Source organism: Candidatus Methylomirabilota bacterium (assembly GCA_036005065.1).
GTDB lineage: Bacteria > Methylomirabilota > Methylomirabilia > Rokubacteriales > DASRDR01 > DASYQW01.
The window spans coordinates 1-16434 of record DASYQW010000081.1; the positions used below are offsets into that span (position 1 = coordinate 1).

16 protein-coding genes are annotated in these 16434 nt (G+C 71.4%); 8 read left to right on the forward strand and 8 right to left on the reverse strand.

Features of this window, described 5'->3' with window-relative positions:
- The 4 genes from VGW35_06245 to VGW35_06260 form a co-directional block, all read right to left on the reverse strand.
- A partial coding sequence (locus tag VGW35_06245; GenBank protein ID HEV8307251.1) for a hypothetical protein occupies nt 1–350 on the reverse strand: 350 nt, incomplete at its 3' end.
- 28 nt (nt 351–378) lie between these two features.
- Nucleotides 379–1293, reverse strand: coding sequence for an acetamidase/formamidase family protein (locus VGW35_06250; GenBank protein HEV8307252.1), 915 nt, complete (start codon nt 1291–1293; stop codon nt 379–381).
- 184 nt (nt 1294–1477) lie between these two features.
- Nucleotides 1478–2509: a methionine synthase gene (locus tag VGW35_06255; protein HEV8307253.1), complete on the reverse strand. Its 1032-nt coding sequence runs from the start codon at nt 2507–2509 to the stop codon at nt 1478–1480.
- Nucleotides 2510–2553: 44 nt separating this feature from the next.
- The gene (locus VGW35_06260) at nt 2554–3882 is read right to left on the reverse strand and encodes an extracellular solute-binding protein (GenBank protein HEV8307254.1); all 1329 of its coding nucleotides are present in this window, start codon (nt 3880–3882) and stop codon (nt 2554–2556) included.
- Nucleotides 3883–4042: 160 nt separating this feature from the next.
- Between VGW35_06260 and VGW35_06265 the strand changes: the two genes are divergently transcribed.
- Nucleotides 4043–5134 carry an ABC transporter substrate-binding protein gene (locus VGW35_06265; GenBank protein ID HEV8307255.1) on the forward strand — a complete coding sequence of 364 codons (1092 nt, stop codon included), beginning with the start codon at nt 4043–4045 and terminating at the stop codon, nt 5132–5134.
- Nucleotides 5135–5231: 97 nt separating this feature from the next.
- Here VGW35_06265 and VGW35_06270 read toward each other — a convergent pair whose 3' ends face one another.
- The 4 genes from VGW35_06270 to VGW35_06285 all read right to left on the reverse strand — a co-directional run bounded on the left by VGW35_06270 (nt 5232) and on the right by VGW35_06285 (nt 8775).
- Nucleotides 5232–6566, reverse strand: coding sequence for a TRAP transporter large permease subunit (locus VGW35_06270; GenBank protein ID HEV8307256.1), 1335 nt, complete (start codon nt 6564–6566; stop codon nt 5232–5234).
- The gene (locus tag VGW35_06275; GenBank protein HEV8307257.1) at nt 6566–7096 is read right to left on the reverse strand and encodes a TRAP transporter small permease subunit; all 531 of its coding nucleotides are present in this window, start codon (nt 7094–7096) and stop codon (nt 6566–6568) included. The genes VGW35_06270 and VGW35_06275 overlap by 1 nt, the downstream gene beginning before the upstream one ends.
- Before the next feature lie 111 nt (nt 7097–7207).
- The gene (locus VGW35_06280; protein ID HEV8307258.1) at nt 7208–7891 is read right to left on the reverse strand and encodes an AroM family protein; all 684 of its coding nucleotides are present in this window, start codon (nt 7889–7891) and stop codon (nt 7208–7210) included.
- Nucleotides 7888–8775 (reverse strand): MaoC family dehydratase, encoded by an 888-nt coding sequence (locus tag VGW35_06285; protein ID HEV8307259.1) that lies wholly within the window; start codon nt 8773–8775, stop codon nt 7888–7890. Before VGW35_06285 ends, VGW35_06280 begins: the two co-directional genes overlap by 4 nt.
- A 402-nt stretch (nt 8776–9177) precedes the next feature.
- Here VGW35_06285 and VGW35_06290 point away from each other — a divergent pair, with 402 nt between their 5' ends.
- From VGW35_06290 to VGW35_06320, 7 genes are all read left to right on the forward strand, one after another.
- Complete coding sequence (locus VGW35_06290) at nt 9178–10938, forward strand: GAF domain-containing sensor histidine kinase (protein ID HEV8307260.1); 1761 nt, start codon at nt 9178–9180, stop codon at nt 10936–10938.
- A gap of 75 nt (nt 10939–11013) precedes the next feature.
- Entirely contained in the window at nt 11014–12189 is a 1176-nt protein-coding gene (locus tag VGW35_06295; GenBank protein ID HEV8307261.1) for a four-carbon acid sugar kinase family protein, read from the forward strand.
- On the forward strand, nt 12186–13214 hold the full coding sequence (gene pdxA / locus VGW35_06300; protein HEV8307262.1) for a 4-hydroxythreonine-4-phosphate dehydrogenase PdxA: 1029 nt from the start codon (nt 12186–12188) through the stop codon (nt 13212–13214). Before VGW35_06295 ends, pdxA begins: the two co-directional genes overlap by 4 nt.
- 77 nt (nt 13215–13291) lie before the next feature.
- Nucleotides 13292–13705 carry a PaaI family thioesterase gene (locus VGW35_06305; protein HEV8307263.1) on the forward strand — a complete coding sequence of 138 codons (414 nt, stop codon included), beginning with the start codon at nt 13292–13294 and terminating at the stop codon, nt 13703–13705.
- A gap of 169 nt (nt 13706–13874) precedes the next feature.
- Entirely contained in the window at nt 13875–14429 is a 555-nt protein-coding gene (locus tag VGW35_06310; protein ID HEV8307264.1) for a hypothetical protein, read from the forward strand.
- Between the two features lie 20 nt (nt 14430–14449).
- Complete coding sequence (locus VGW35_06315) at nt 14450–14875, forward strand: GNAT family N-acetyltransferase (GenBank protein HEV8307265.1); 426 nt, start codon at nt 14450–14452, stop codon at nt 14873–14875.
- 11 nt (nt 14876–14886) lie between these two features.
- On the forward strand, nt 14887–16185 hold the full coding sequence (locus VGW35_06320) for an amidohydrolase family protein (protein HEV8307266.1): 1299 nt from the start codon (nt 14887–14889) through the stop codon (nt 16183–16185).
- The last annotated feature ends 249 nt before the right edge of the window (nt 16186–16434 follow it).

The window sequence follows — 16434 nt, forward strand, 5'->3', positions numbered from 1 at the left end:
CTCGGCTTGGCGACGAAGCTCTCGCGTGACATCTCCACCGTGACGGCGCGGTCGGTCCCGAGGTCGGCGGCGAGCCGCACCCACTCCCGCTGGCCCGAGAAGGAGTCGACCGCCTCGACGCTCACGAGGCGCCACGGGGCCCCGGGATCGAGCCGCTCGATCCGGAGGACCACCTGGGTCCGCGTCTCGTCGGGTCCCAGCACCACCCCCCAGAGAATCGCCACGCCGCGGCCCGCGAAGATGGCGTCGGCGCCCGGCACCATCTCGAGCTGGCCGTCGGCGAGCCTGGTGAGCGCCAGCAGTCCGGCCGTGACCAGGACACCGGCGCTCGCCAGACAGCGCCCACTCACGCCATGGACCGGAGGAGGGCTCGTCGCATCATGCGATCTCCGGGGGCCGGCCAGAGCCGCCCAGCTGGCTCAGGATCGGCTTCGGGATGACGAGCCGCACGCCCATGATGGGGCGGGGTGAGGTGCCGACCACCAGGTCGCCGACGAGCGAGAGCAGCATGTAGGCGTCCTCGGCATCCATGCCCTTCTCGCTCGCCAGGTACGTGATCCCCTGCTCGATCGCGTCGCGGGCGGCGGTGTCGAGGTCGGGTCCGAAGCCGACCAGGTGGAGCGCGTCGGCCGTCTCGATGCGCGGCCGCGCGACCGGGCGCGCGAGCAGCCCGAACCGAAGGCGCGCCGTGGCCGCGCACTCGACGCCGGTCCCGCAGGCGATGCCGTCCGAGATCACCGCGTGAGGATCGCCGAGTCCGAAGAGCGCGCCCGGCACGAACACGGGCAGGAAGACCCGGTGCCCCGCCGCGATCGGCTTCTGGTCGAGGTCCCCCCCGTGGAAACCGGCGATGCCGGCGCGGCCGCCGGTCGCCGGGGTCGTCGAGAAGGTCCCGAAGTTCGGGTAGACCGGCACCCGGATGCCGTCGAAGAGCACCAGGCCGTCCTTGATCGCGACCCGCTTCATCCGGGGCGTCGGAAAGCGTTGAGGCAGGAACCCCGCGTTCCGCTGGATCGCGACGAACCCCTCCGACCCGGTCCGGATCTCGAGGATGTCGACCACCAGCGTCTGTCCCGGCTCGGCGCCCTCGACGTAGACGGGCCCGGTCGCCGGCGGCGTGGGGTGGCCTTCCCACTCGGGCGTCCAGGGGTCGGGCACCTTGGCGATCTCCCGCTCCCCGCCGAACGCGTCCTGGACCTCCACCAGGAGCTCCTCGCCGGGAGCCACCCGGACCGCCGGCGGGCGGGCCGGGTCGAAGTGGTAGAAGGTGCGGTCGAGCCCGAGCCGCTTCACGGGGCTACCCTGGGTGAGGCAGCGGATCCGCCCGGCCTCATCCGGACTAGGCTGTCGGAGTAACCACGCGACACGCGTCTATCAACCCTCACGGTTGTTCGTCCACTCCGAGCGCGGGCTTGCCCGCGCAATTTTCCTCTGGGGGTGGGTCTGGGAGGGGGCCGTCGAGGCCCCCTCCCACACTCTAGACCCCCCCGAGCTCCGCGCGCACGATGGCCGCGCCCCGGCCCAAGGCCATGAGCTTCCCGCGAGCCACGTCTCGCGGCAGCGGCGCCATCCCGCAATTGGTGCAGGGGTAGAGGCGCTCCGGCGGCACGACCTCGATCACCCGTCGGATCGTGGCGGCGACCTCCTCCGGCGTCTCCACCCGCTCGATGGCGACGTCGATGACCCCGACGAGGACGTCCTTGGCCTCCAGCAGGCCGAGCAGCGCGAGCGGCACCCGCGAATTGGTGACCTCGACCGACACCTGATCGATCCGGCTCCGCGCCAGCAGGGGGAACGTCCGCTCGTACTGGCGCCACTCGAGGCCCAGCGACGCCTTCCACTCGATGTTGGCCCGAATCCCGTAGCCATAGCAGATGTGCACGGCGGTCTTGCAGCGGAGGCCGTCGATGGCCCGCTCCAGAGCCTCGACGCCCCACGCCTGCACCGCGTCCGCGTAGGCGTCGACGTTGAAGGCCGGCTCGTCGAGCTGGATGACGTCGACGCCGGCCGTGACGAGCTCGCGGGCCTCGGCGTTGATGGCGGCGGCGACGTCCAGGGCCACCCGGGCCCGGTCACCGTAGTGCTCGTCGGCCAGCGTATCGACGACGGTCATCGGTCCCGGAATCGTCCACTTGAGACGGCGCGTCGTGTGGGCGCGAGCCCACCGGACCTCGGCGCCGTGGATCGACGCCCGCCGCCGGACCGGCCCGACCACGGTGGGCACTTCGGCCTTGTAGCGGTCGCCGCGAATCCCGATGAAGGCTCGCCGGCCGGAATCGACTCCCTCCAGGCCCTCCACGAAGCCGTGGACGAAGTGCTGGCGCGACTGCTCGCCGTCCGTCACGATGTCGATGCCCGCCTGCTCCTGGTCGCGCAGGGCCAGGAGGACGGCGTCGCGCTTGCCCTCGGGCAGGGTTTCGGAGGGGAGGCGCCAGGGGGCCCACAGAACGTTCGGAGTGGCGAGCCAGGCCGGCTTCGGAAGGCTACCGACGATCGTCGTGTCCAGCATGGCGCGACCTCGCGCTCAGCTCAGCCTGGGGCGGGAGCGCCCGCTCAGCGGGCCCACCTGGCGAAGATGCGCTTCATCTCGGCCTCCGCCTGCCGGACGGATGTCTCGGGCGTCTGCTCGCCTCGCGCCGCCCGCGCGAACATGTGGGGAACGATGGAGCTGTTGACGACTTCCTCGATGGCCGCCGTCAGGTGCCCCGGATACCCCGGACAGGCGCTCCACCGCTCCGCCTCGGCCAGCATCGAGTAGGCGTGCGGGCTCTGCTTGTCGGCGGCGAGCTTGGCGCGGAGGTCGGCGACCGCCCGCGGATAGGCCGGGAAGTTGTAGAAGAGGCTCGTCCGGAAGGCGTCGTCGGAGGCGGCCACCAGGTCCACCAGGAAGCGCTTGGCCAGGTCCGGATTCGCGGCGAATCGCCAGACGACGTAGGCATGGAGGAGGTGCTGGGAGGCGAGCCGCGCGACGGGACCGGCCGCCGGCGGGGCCAGGCCGGTCTTCCTGGCGACGTCCGGGTTCTGCTGCTCGGTGGTACGGAGCGCGGAGATGGCGTTCTGGATGATCGAGCCGCGGCCATACACGTAGAAGCGGTTGTTGGACGAGGGATCCCACCGGAAGACTTCGGGCGTCATCGACTCCTTGAAGATCGCGGTCATCAGCTTGACCGCTTCCACGGTCGCCCGAGAGTTGATGGCCACCCGGCCGGTCTCGTCCTGCTCGCTGGCGCCGTACGACCACAGGAGCCCGCGCAGGGACATGTTGCTGTCGAGCTCGGGGGCCAGCCCGAAGCCCGCGTAGGCCCCGTGCTTCTCCTTGATCTTCCGGGCGCCGTCCCGGATCGCCTCCCAGGAGTCCGGCTTGACGCCGACGTCACCCCACCAGTCGGTCCGATAGTGCAGGGGATTGGGCACCCAGTTGTCGGCGAACGCGAAGTACTTCTTGGTCCTCGGGTTATAGGTCGCCTTGTGGGCGAGGGGGACGAGCTTGCCGAACCGCTGCTCGCAGTCGGCCACCACGTCGTTGAGCGGGAGCGCGTGCTCCTCGTAGCCGGCCGGCGGGGCCAGGAAGCCGAACAGATCGTGCCCGTTCCGGGCGGAGACCTCGACCGCTGCCCGGGCCTGCAGGTCGCTCACCGGCAGGTGCTCCACGTCGACCTTCACGCCGTGGCGCTCGCCCCACTCCCGGACCAGCTTCTGGTCGAACCACTCGTCGAAGGCCGGAACGACGTGGGTCCACTGGCAGATCTTCAGAGTCTGGGATCGGGCCCGGGCCCGCGGGACGAACACCGTCGGCCCGAGCCCGGCCGCCAGCGCGGCCGCACCGGCGGTGGCCAGCAGGTGGCGCCTGGTCGGGGTATGGCTGGGCGCGGGTCGGCTCAAGAGGCGGCTCCGGCGCTATTTAGCCCCTCCCGGACTTTTGCTGTCAAGGCTCGTCGTGGTCGCCGGGCGACATTGACCCTCCAGCGGCCCGGGTGCTATCATCGCGTCACCCTTGGTTGGCGCAGTCCCCGGCCCCTTTACCCTCACGACGGAGGTCTCCATGGAGCGACGCAAGTTCATCCTCAAAGCCGGCGGCGCGCTGGTCGCGGCGGGTGGGGCGGCGGCCGTCGAGGCGCCGAACGTCATCGCCCAGCAAAGGTTCCAGTGGCGGATGGCGACGAGTTGGACGCCGGCGCTGGACATCCTCCAGGGCAACGCCCAGCGCTTCGCCAAGATCGTGGAGGAGATGAGCGGCGGGCGGCTGAAGATCCAGGTCTTCGCGGCCGGCGAGCTCATCCCCGCCTTCGGCGTCTTCGACGCCTGCTCGCAGGGCACGATCGAGATGTACAACTCGGCCGCCTACTACTGGGCGGGCAAGGAGCCGGCCACCCAGTGGTTCACGGCCGTGCCCTTCGGCCTCAACGCCCAGGGCACCATGGCTTGGTACTACTACGGCGACGGGCTCAAGCTCTGGGAGGAGACGTACAAGCCCTTCAACCTCGTCCCCCGGCCCTCGGCGTCCACCGGCGTCCAGATGGGCGGCTGGTTCCGAAAGAAGATCAACACGATCGCCGACTACAAGGGTCTGAAGATGCGGATTCCCGGTCTCGGCGGCAAGGTCGTGGCCAAAGCGGGCGGCACCGTGGTGCTGACGCCGGGCGGCGAGATCTACACCGCTCTCGAGCGCGGCGTCATCGACGCCTCCGAGTGGGTCGGCCCCCACGACGACATGAAGCTCGGCCTTCACCAGACCGCGCGCTACTACTATTACCCCGGCTGGCACGAGCTGGGGACGACGGGCGAGTTCGTCTTCAACAAGAAGGCGTACGACGGGCTCCCGACCGAGTTCCAGCACATCCTCGATTACGCCGCGGCCTCGATGCACACCTTCGAGTTCATGGAGTACGAGGCGAAGAACGGCCTCGCGCTCCAGAAGCTCCGCACCGACTTCAAGGGCAAGGTGGAGATCGTGCCGTTCCCGGCCGAGGTCCTGAAGGAGCTCAAGAAGCTCGCCACCGACGTGAACAAGGAGGAGTCCGAGAAGAGCCCGATAGCCAAGAAGGTGTACGAATCCTACAACAAGTTCCAGGCCTATATCACGGACTGGAACCGGATCTCGGAAGGCCCCTACTACAACCTCGCCACGCTCTGAGCGCGCCCTCCCCGATCGCACCCGCCGAGAACGGCGGAGCCCTCCGGCTCCGCCGTTTGTTTTGACCGGGAGAGGCGGAGCCCCCTCCCGGGGAATCTCAGCCGCGGAAGACGCGGATCAGGCTGAAGACGATGTCCGGAAAGGCGATGATGAGGGTCAACCCGATGAGCTGGAGGGCGATGAACGGGATCACCCCCCGGTAGATGTCGCCGGTCGTGATCTCGGGCGGGGCCACCCCGCGCAGGTAGAACAGGGCAAAGCCGAAGGGCGGCGTGAGGAAGGAAGTCTGGAGATTCACCCCGATGACGACGCCGAGCCAGACCGGGTCGAAGTGGAAGTGCTGGACCAGGACGGGCGTCAGGATCGGGACGTGGATGAAGCAGATCTCGAAGAAGTCGATGAAGAACCCCAGAAGGAAGATCACGAACATGACGACGGCCAGCACGCCGTAGGCGCCGAAGGGCAGGTGCAGCAGTATGTCCTGGATCAGCCTGTCCCCGTTCAGGCCCCGCAAGACCAGCCCGAAGGTGTTGGCGCCCACCAGGATGATGAAGGCCAGGCTCGTGATGCGGGTCGTCGTCCGCATCACGTCCTTCAGCATGGCCACGGAAAACCGGCCCTTCGCCACCGTCAGGAGCAGACCCCCCATGGCCCCCACCCCGGCCCCCTCGGTCGGCGAAGCCACGCCCATGAAAATGGACCCCAGCACGGCGACGATGAGGATCAGGGCGGGGGCCAGCGCGATCGCCACCCGCTTGAGCGCCTCGGCCTGGAACGCCGCGATCTCCTCCTTGGGGATGGGTGGGGCGAGGTGCGGCTTCAGCTGGCCCAGGATGAACAGGTAGACGATGTAGAGCCCGACCAGCACGAAGCCCGGCAGGAAGGCGCCGATGTAGAGATCGCCGACCGAGACGCCCAGGATGTCGCCGAGCAGGATGAGGATCACACTGGGCGGGATGATCTGGCCGAGGGTCCCCGACGCGCAGATCGTGCCCGTGATGACCTGCTTGTCGTACCGGCGCCGCAGCATCGTCGGGAGCGACACCAGCCCCATGGTGATGACGCTAGCCCCCACGATGCCGGTCGACGCCGCCAGGATCGCGCCGACCACCACCACCGAGATCGCGATCCCTCCCCGGAGCCGGCCGAAGAGCAGGGCCATCGTCTCCAATAGCTCCTCGGCCAGGCCCGACTTCTCGAGGGCCACTCCCATGAAGACGAACAGGGGCACCGCCAGGAGCGTGAAATTCGTCATCGTCCCCCAGATCCGCAGCGGGAGCAGGTCGAAGAACGGCAGGCCGAAGCCGATCAAGCCGAACAGAAGCCCGGTGAACGTCAGGCTGAAGGCGACCGGGAAGCCGAAGAACAGGAAGACGATCATCCCCACGAACATCAGCGCCCCGAGGGTCTGGTCCCAGGGAATGCCGAACATCAGTGGATCTCCGGCACCCGTTGTTCCGGCTCCTCCCAGCCCATCGCCCAATAGAAGTTCTTGATGGCCTGAGAGATGCCCTGCATGACAAGCAGAGCGAAGGCGATGATGATGACGGACTTCAGCGCCCAGCGACCCGGGATGCCGCCGGGGTCGGGTGAGCCCTCGTTGACGGCCATGGAATTCTTCACGAAGGGCCAGGTCGTGTAGATGACGAGCAAGCAGGAGGGAAAGAAGAAGACCCAGAGGAGGACGAAGTCAACCCAGGCCTTCCTCCGCGGCGAGAGCCTGGCGTAGAGGATGTCCACCCGGACGTGCTCGTTGTACAGCATCGTGTAGCCGGCCGCCAGGAGGTAGACGATCCCGAAGAGGTGCCACTCCAGCTCCTGGATGAACACCCAGCTCCGGTTGAAGACGTAGCGGAAGACCACGTCGCCGAAGACCACCATGACCATGCCGAACGTCAGCCAGGAGACGGCCCGGCCGAACCGATTCTGAAACGCGTCGATGCGCCGGGCCAGTTCACGCACGCGGGCGTCCTCCCTCGATCCGGATCTCAGGCGCTGGCGGCAGGAAGCAAACCGGCCGCGATTCTAGCACGGTGACGCGACCCCGGCCAGAACGCGGCCCGCGGGCCCGGGTTATGCCCCGAGCAGCTCGGCGGCCACGCGGGCCAGGAGCAGGTTCGGCTGCAGCACGGGGACCCCGAGGAGCCCGCGCAGCTCCTCTTTGGTCTTCCGCCGATACCCCATGCAGTCGAGCACGATCAGCCCGGCCTCGCCGCCGCCGAGCGCCTCGGCCGCCAGGGCCAGGGCGGCCGGGTTCGCCTCGTCGTACGGCGACAGCACGGCCAGGACCGGGTCGAACCCGTAGCCACGCCAGCGGGCGGCGGTCTGCGGAAGGTGGGCGGTCGACGGCGCGAGGACGCCGAGTCGGCCCGACCAGGCGAGAGCGCGCAAGACGCCCAGCAGCAGGCGATCCGGGGAGAGGAGCGGCGCCGCCGACGCGAGCCCGGGAAAGACCCCAGTGCAGAGCACCGCGCTCATCGCGACTCCCGCCCGGTCCAGATCGGTCAGGCACGCCTGGACGCGCGGCACGATGTGCCGCTGCGCGACGAACACGCTGGCCCCACCCCGGAGGCGCGTCACCAGGACCTCGTCGCCCGGGCCCGGGGCCAGCGCCGGCACGCCCCGCACGTCCATCCCGTCGAGGGCGCCACGCTCGAGAATCTCGATGCCCGGGCCCAGGACCTCCGCCATCTCGGGGACGACGTCCGTCCGTGGGGTCTGCCCGATCGTCACGATGCCGAGCCGCGGAGGCTTCACCCGCTCCGCCCCCGTCCTTCCCGGCCGAGCTGCCAGATCGCCGTGTGCCGCACGTGCAGGACCGGATCCGCCTCGCCGGCGACGATCAGCGCCTCGAGCTCGACGAAGCGGTGCCCCTTCCGCTCGTACTCGGCGACGACGCGTCCCCGCGTCGTGAGCCGCTGGCCGGTCCGGGCCACCCCACAGTGGGCGAGGTCGCTCGAGACGTGGACCCAGGGGCCGAGGGCGACGTTCTCCGACAGCGCGCGGTTCGCCTGCTGAAGGAGGAGACCCGGGTGCGCGAGGGCCAGCGGACCGCGGTAGAGGACGGAAGGGTCATCGAGCTCGCGCGCGTAGCGCTCGATCTCCGCCGCCTCCAGCTCGAGCACGGGCGACCCGAGCGGATCGAGGCGCCGCAGCCGATCGGGCGTGACCTCCATCCGCACCGCCGGGAGGGGTCCGGCGGGATAGCCACCCGGGTCCGGGATCACCGGGGGCGCCCCCCAGGCGAGGCCGGCGATCGCCGTCGCCGCCGGCTCTCGGTCCCGCGTCGAGGCCAAGACCTCGACCACGATCTCCCCGGCGGCCGCCCCCCCCGATCGCGCGATCACCCGGGTCTCCACGCACACCTCGTCGCCGTCGTAGATGGGCCGCATGAAGCGGACGCGGGCGCTGCCCCGAGCGAGCCAGTCCGGACCCCACGCCGCGAGGAGCGGGCGGGTCATGAAGCCGTAGATGGTGGTCCCGGCGATCAGTCCCGCCGCATAGCCGTAGGTCCTGGCCACCGTGTCGTCGTGAATGCGGTTCGCCGAGTAGCGGGACTGGGTCCGGGCGCGGAGGCGAAGGGCGGGCAGCCGGTCGCCCGGACGGCCCGGCGTCCCGATCAGGGCCGCGACGGATTGCACGCCCCTGCCCGACTCGTCGACTCCGCCGGCCGGCGGCTGGGAGACGTCGCCATGGGAGAACCCCCCTCGAGACTGCGCGCGGCAGCCATCATAGCACGCGCCCGCCGGGCTCCCCCCCTCGGGTCACGCCGTCGGGCGCCGAACAGCCCGTGGCTCCATCGATACAGCCCGAATCCGGGATTCTCACCCGGGAGTTCCCCGGCCCGAGGGTCCAGTAGGGGTCGCGCCCCAGAAGTTCATGTCCCGACGGCTGGAAGCTGACCGAAGCTGCCCGCGGCGTGCCCGGGCTCCCTCGACCCCCCCTGGTATCTGAATTGCTGTAGGACACGTCATTCTGGCTGGGCGAGGGCAAAGGGCAGCGGCCCGGGATCGGGCCGAGCCGATGACCGGAGGCAGAACCGGGTGAAAACCGAAGAGGGCCTGACATCGCGCCCGGGAGGCGCCCTCCGCCGAGGCCTCCGGGTCCCCACGGCCCAGGTGATCGCCGAGCAGGCGCTGGACTCGTTGGGCGCCCTGGTCGGCCTCGACGCCGGCTGGGTCATCCGGACGGCCACCCCGGGAATCGAACGGCTCATCGCGCGTCCGCGGGAGTCGGCCCTCGAGCGGCCCTTGCGCGAGTTCCTCGCCCCCCACACGGCCGACGCGACGATCGAGGCGCTGGCCCAGGCCGTCCAGGCTTCCCACCCGATGGTCGTCGCCGCGACGCTGGAGGGGAACCGTCCGGTCCTGCTCGTCCCCGTCCCTACCCGCGCCCCGAGCGCGGAGATCTACGTCCTGGTCACCGATCTCCTCCGCGCCCGGGGCATCCGGTCGGCACCGCCGGGGACGCCGGTCGACCTCGCCCAGCGCCACGAGGATAGCGCCGCCGTCTACCGCGCGCGGCTCACGGATGTCGAGGCCGAGCTGGGCGAGGCCGCGCTCCTCTTCGAGGTCAGCGACGACATCGCCACCTCGCTCGACCGGCGCGTGGTGCTCACGCGGGTCGTCGAGCACGCGACCCGTCTCTGCCGGGCCCACACAGTCGCGGCCGAGCTGCTCGATCCCGACACCGGGCTCCTCGCCGTGGGCGCCGTCTCCGGTGATCCGGCCGGCCAGCTCTCGGGGTTCCCCGTCCGCCCGGACGGCACACTGGCCGGGCGCGCCATCGCGGAGGGTGGGCCGGTGACGGCGAGCGGCCGCGAGAGCGAGCCGCTCTATGCACGCTACTCCCTGGAGGGCGAGCGGCGCCGGCTCCTGACGAGCATGGCCGTGCCGCTGATCGCCGGCTCCACGGTGGTGGGCGCCCTCGTCTTCTCGCGGCGCGGCGCCCAGTTCGACGCCGCCGAGGTGCAGCGCGCCGAGCGCTTCGCCCGTCGCGTCGCGATCGCGATCCGGAACGCCCGCGTCTACAGCACGCTGAGCCGAGAGCTCGAGGAGCTGCGCGAGGCGCAAGCCCAGCTCGTCCAGACCGAGAAGCTCTCCGCGGTGGGGCGCCTGGCGGCCGGCACCGCGCACGAGATCAACAACCCGCTGGCCGCCATCGTCGGCAACGCCGAGCTTCTGCTCCGCCGCGAGCGCCTGACACCCACCCAGGGCGAGCGCGTGGACCGGATCCTCCACGCCGCCTACCGCGCGGCCCGAATCGTCAAGGAGCTCCTCGCTTTCGTCCGGGCCCAGCCTCCCGAGCTCGGGCCGACCGATGTGACCCGGCTCCTCCGCGACGCCGTCGCCGAGCGGGCCGACGATCTCGCGCTCGACCGGATCCAGCTCGTCGACCAGCTCACCCAGCTCCCGGTGATCCAGGGAGATGCCCAGCAGCTCGGCCAGGTCTTCGGCAACATCCTCGACAACGCCCTCGACGCCGTGAAGGCGACGCCGGAGGGTCAGGGCCGGCTGATCCGTCTGGCGAGCTGGACCGGGACCGACCACCTGCAGATCCGGATCGAAAACTCCGGGTCCCCGATCGGCGAGGCCGTCCTGTCCCGGATCTTCGATCCGTTCTTCACCACGAAGGACGTAGGCCGAGGCGCCGGCCTCGGTCTGTCGGTGTGCCAGGGGATCGTCACCGCCCACGGCGGCCGCATCTGGGCCGAGAACGGCGCGCACGGCGTGGCGTTCGTGATCGAGCTGCCGTCCGGCGAGCGGTCCGCATCGGCCCCCGACGCGCCCATCTCGACAGACTGATCGGCCTCCCGCCCGGACCGCCTGGTCGCCGCGCCTGCTTGACAGCCCCGGAAGGCCCCGGTACAGAGTGGCGGCATGCCTTCCGTCGTGCAGGCCGGGATCCAGGCCGACGACCTCACCGGCGCCTGCGATACCGGGGCTCCCTTCGCGGGGCGCGGCCTCCGGACGCTGGTCCTCTTTCCCGAAGCCGCCATCCCCGCGGCTCCGCCCGATGTTCTCGTTCTCGATACGGAGAGCCGTGAGCTGCCGGCGGCCGAGGCCCGCGGGCGGGCCCGCGCGGCGGTCGCGCGCCTCGCCGAGTGCGCTCCGGCGGTGCTCTACAAGAAGGTGGACTCGACGCTCCGCGGCGCCGTCGCCGCCGAGCTGGCGGGCGCCCTCGAGGGCGCGCGCCGGCCGTGCGCGATCCTGGCGCCTGCGTTTCCCGCCCAGCGCCGCACCGTCGTCGAGGGTCGCCTGCGCATCGGCGGCATCGACGCGGCGGATACCGCCGTCGCCCGCGATCCCGCATTCCCCGCGACGGGCGCCGACGTGCTCGCCTTGCTGGGTGAGACCGGCCCGCGCCCGATCGGCTTGATCCCGCTGGCGACCGTGCGGCGGGGACCGGCCGCCCTGGCCGCCCGTCTCGCGCGCGAGCCGGGCCGCGCCGGAGGGGCCCTCGTCTGCGACGCCGAGACCGACACCGACCTGGCGGTCCTGGCCGGCGTCACCGCCCATCCGCCGCCGCTCCTCGCCGGCTCGGCCGGGCTCGCCGCGGCGCTCGCCGCCCGGCAGCCCGGCGGCTCCCGGACGTCGATCCGCCTGCGGCGGCCCCTCCTGGTGGTGTCGGGCAGCGCCCATCCGGTGACCCACGCCCAGCTCGCGCGGCTGGAGGCGCGTGGCGCCCGCGGCACCTGGCTGAGCGGCGAGGGTCCTCTCCCGGTGGAGGATGCGACCTTCGTCGCCGCCGGCGCCCAGGCGTCCGCCGACGATCCCGCTCGACGCGCGGCCACGGTGGCCGCTCTCGTCCAGACCGCGCGGGACCACGTCGAGCGGATCACGCCCGCCACCCTCCTCTTGACCGGTGGCGAGACGGCCATTAGCGTGTGTCGAAGGCTCGGTGCGCGCGGCATCGCGCTCGCCGGCCAGCTCGAGCCCGGCCTTGCCCTCGGGACGCTCCTGGGCGGCCCGTTCGACGGGCTCACGGTGATCACGAAGGCGGGTGGGTTCGGCGACCCCGACACCCTCCGGCGAGTGTGGGAGGCTTGCGCGTGAGCACACCGGTCCTCGGCATCACGATGGGCGATCCGGCCGGCGTCGGCCCCGAGATCGCCGCCAGGGCGCTGGCCGATCCACTCGTGCGGAAGGCCGCCCGTCCCCTCGTCATCGGCGACGCCCGCACCCTGGCCGAGGCCGCGCGGCTCTCCGGGCTCACCCTCGCGGTCCGGCCGGTCGCCCGGGTCCGGGAGGCCGACTGGGCCCACGACGTGATCGAGGTCCTCGACCTCGCCAACGTGGACCCGGCCGCCTTCGCGTTCGGCCGGGTCAGCGGGATGTGCGGCCAGGCGGCCTACGAGTACATCCGGCGCGCCGTCGAGCTGGCGCTGGCCCGCGAGATCGACGGCATCGTCACCGGTCCGATCAACAAGGAAGCGCTGGCGGCCGCCGGCCTCACTCACTCGGGTCACACCGAGATCCTGGCCGAGCTCACGGGCACCCGGACCTACGCGATGCTCCTCATGGGTCGCGAGCTCCGCGTCATCCACGTGACCACCCACGTGGCGCTCAGGCGGGTGCCCGAGCTGGTGACGCGCGAGCGGGTCCTTCGCACCATCCGGCTCGGTCACGAGGCGATGCGACGCCTCGGCATCGATGCGCCGCGCGTCGCGGTCTGCGGGCTCAACCCTCACGCCGGCGAGCGCGGCCTGTTCGGCGACGAGGAGCAGGTGGCCATCGGCCCCGCCATCGCCGACGCCCGCGCCGGGGGCATCGACGCTACCGGCCCCTACCCGGCCGACACGGTGATGAGCCGGGCCCGCGGCGGCGAGTTCGACTGCGTGGTGGCGATGTACCACGATCAGGGACACGTCCCGGTCAAGACGCTCGGGTTCCGCTACGACGACGCCACCAAGGCCTGGACCGGGATGAGCGGCGTCAACGTCACCGTGGGCCTGCCCATCCTGCGCGTCTCGGTGGACCACGGCACGGCGTTCGATCGCGCCGGCAAGGGGACCGCCAATCCGGAGAGCATGGTCGAGGCGATCCTCGTCGCCGCCGAGATGGCGCACACCCGGAGCTAGCGGCAAGGTCGTGATCCGCCCCTAGCACGGGCGTAATGCTGCCGGAAAACCTCGGCGAGATCTTTCGAGTCCGCACAGTGAGCCGGCCGCCCAAGGAACAGTCCCCCGTGGAGCTCTCGGTCGATCACTCGCCCTTCCACCGCCTGATCGGGCTCCAGCTGGTCCGGGCCGAGCCGGGCGTGGTCGAGATGCGCCTGCCCTGGCGGGACGACTTCCGCCGGGCCGAAGACTCCGACTGGTACCACGGCGGTATCCTCTCGGCGCTCATCGACATCGCCGGAGACTACGCGGTGGCCTCCAGGCTGGGGCGCTGGGTTCCCACCATCGACCTGCGGGTGGACTATCTTCGCCCGGCGCTCCGGGGAGACCTCACGGCGGTGGCGCGCGCGGTGAAGGTCGGGCGGACGGTGGGCGTCGCCGACGTCGAGTTGCGCGACGCCAAGGGCGCCATGGTGGCGATCGGCCGCTGCGCCTACTCGACGAGCGGCTGAGTGGCCGGGCCTGGACAGGCCCCGGCTTGACACCGGCACGTCCTGACGCCATCCTGCGCACGTCGGCGACCTCACGACACGGAGGGACTCATGGCGTGACGGGAACGTTCTCGTTCACTGCGGGTAACGCCATCCGCGGCCCGGGGGTCACCGTCTCTCAGCGGTTGACGTGCCCTTCGCGTACTACGACCGCCTGACCCGCGCCCAGCAGCGGATCTACCGCCAGAGCGACGAGGTGACGAGCCTCCGGCTGCCCGGCGCATCCGCCCTGCGACCGCTCGTCGACGGACTGGCCGCCGCGCTCCAGGCCGAGGAGCGGACGGCGGTGCAGGCCGCCGCCCAGCACCTCCATACCGCCCTCACCGAGGTTCTCGGCGTCCGGCCCTGTCGCCTGGAGGTCCTGAGCGCCCGGCCGCACGGCCGGTGGGGCGAGCTCCAGGGCCTCTACACGACCGCCCAGCGGACCCGACCGCCGACCGTCCAGCTGTGGATGCGGACGGCTCGCCAGCGGCGCGTCGTCGCCTTCCGCACCTTCCTCCGGACCTTCCTCCACGAGCTCTGCCACCACCTCGACTACGAGCTGTTGCGCCTGGCCGATTCTTTTCACACCGAAGGCTTCTACAAGCGCGAGTCGAGCCTCTTCCACCAGCTCGTGCCCGAGCCCGCGCGGCCCTCCCCCTCGGCCGAGCGGGCCGAGACCGCCGGGCCGCCCGGCGGGCCCTGACCGTGGCGGAGGCGCGACCGATGATCGACGTCCGGGCGGCCCGTCCTGAAGACGTGGCGTCGTGCATCGACCTCGCCGAGGCCGTCATCGGCCCGACCCGGGCCGGCCCGTTCGTCCAGGCCGCGTCCGACCGCCAGCAGCTCCTGGTGGCCACGCGGAGCGATGACCTCGTGGGCTTCCTGGCCTACCGGACCGACTGGTTCGCCTGCACGTTCGTCACGCTTGTCAGCGTGCGGCCGGACGACCGTCGGCGCGGCGTGGCGCGGGCGCTCTACGCGGCGCTCGAGGCCCGCAGTCCGAGCCCCCGGCTCTTCTCCTCGACCGAGGAGACCAACGCAGCGGCCATCCAGATGCACCGGGCGCTCGGCTTCGTCCCCAGCGGGCACCTGGACAACCTGCCCCAGGGGTACCGGGAGCTGCTCTTCTACAAGCGGCGGCGATTCTGAGGAGAGATCACATGGCCGAGCCACCCCGCGCGTTCATCCTCCTCACGGCTGACCGTCTGCTGAACGGGGGCACCGGACCCCCGCTCGAGCACGCGGCGCTGCTGGTCGAGAACGGCCGCATCGTCCGGATCGGCCGCCAGGGGGAGATCCGGGCGCCGGAGGGCGCCCCCGCTCAGACCCTCGACTACGGCGACGCGACCATCCTTCCCGGACTGGTCGACGCCCACACCCACCTGGTCGCGCCCGGCGATGGCACGCTCGGCGACGACGTCGCCAGAGAGGACGACGACATCCTGCTCCTCCAGGCCGCCGCCAACGCGCGGACGGTGCTTCACTCTGGCGTGACCACGGCCCGCGAGAACGGGGCCAAGCACCGCGTCGCCTTCTCCCTGCGCGAAGGCATCCGCCGGGGCCTGGCCGCCGGGCCCCGTCTGGTGATCTGCGGCCGGCCGGTCACGGCCACCGGCGGCCACATGTGGTACTTCGGCTCCGAGGCCGACGGCGAGGACGGCGTGCGGGCCGAGGTACGGAAGCTCCTCAAGGAAGGCGCCGATTACATCAAGATCGTGGCCACCGGCGGGAGCACCCGGACCTCGGACCCGAACCGCGTTACCTATACCCTCGCCGAGCTCCGCGCCATCACCGACGAGGCTCACCGGCTCGGCCGGCTCACCGCCGCCCACTGCACCTCGGCGGGCGGGGTCGAGGTCTGCCTCGACGCCGAGGTGGACATGATCATCCACTGTGTCTTTGCCGAGCCCGACGGTACCTATCGGTTCCGCTCCGATCTCGTCGACCGCCTGGTCGCCGGCGGCGCCTGGGTCAACCCGACGCTCTACATCGTCAAGGCCACCATCGAGCGGCTCACCGCCAAGCAGGAGCGCGAGGGACGCCTCGCGCCCGAGCGCCTGGCCCAGCTCGAATCGTCCAAGCGCGCGCTCGACGTCCGGGTGGAAGCCATCGGGAAGATGGCTCGGGCGGGCGTCCGGATGACCGCCGGGTCGGATTCGCCGTGGGGATGGTACGCGCCCGGCGAATTCGTCCACGAGATCCGCATGCTGGCCGAGGCCGGCCTGTCCTACGGCGAGGCCATCGTGGCCGGCACGTCGGGGGCCGCCGACTCGATCGGCGTGGGCGAGGCGGCCGGCCGGCTGGCCGCCGGTCGCCAGGCGGACCTGCTGGTCGTCGCCGGCGACCCCACCCGCGACCTCGGCGCGCTCTGGCAGGTGCTCGATGTCTACCAGGCGGGCCAGCGCGTCGCGCGGGACAAACCTGACAGGTCATCCCATATCAGGAGTGTCTCGGAGTAGCCCGACGCCGACCACCAAGCGCGTGGTGCATCGAGGGGCGCTCCGAGCGGCGGCTGTGCCGCCGCGCCCACCCACCCAACCCGAGAGGGGTGAATCGGGGGGGTCTTCCGAGACCCCCCGAAAAGACCTAGGAGGCTGTCGGAGTAATCGCGCCACGCTTCGCCCAGCCGCCGCGGGTCGGTGTTCCACTCCGAGCGCGGGCTTGCCCGCGCAACCCTCCCGGGGGAGGTTGGGAGGGGGCCGTCGAGG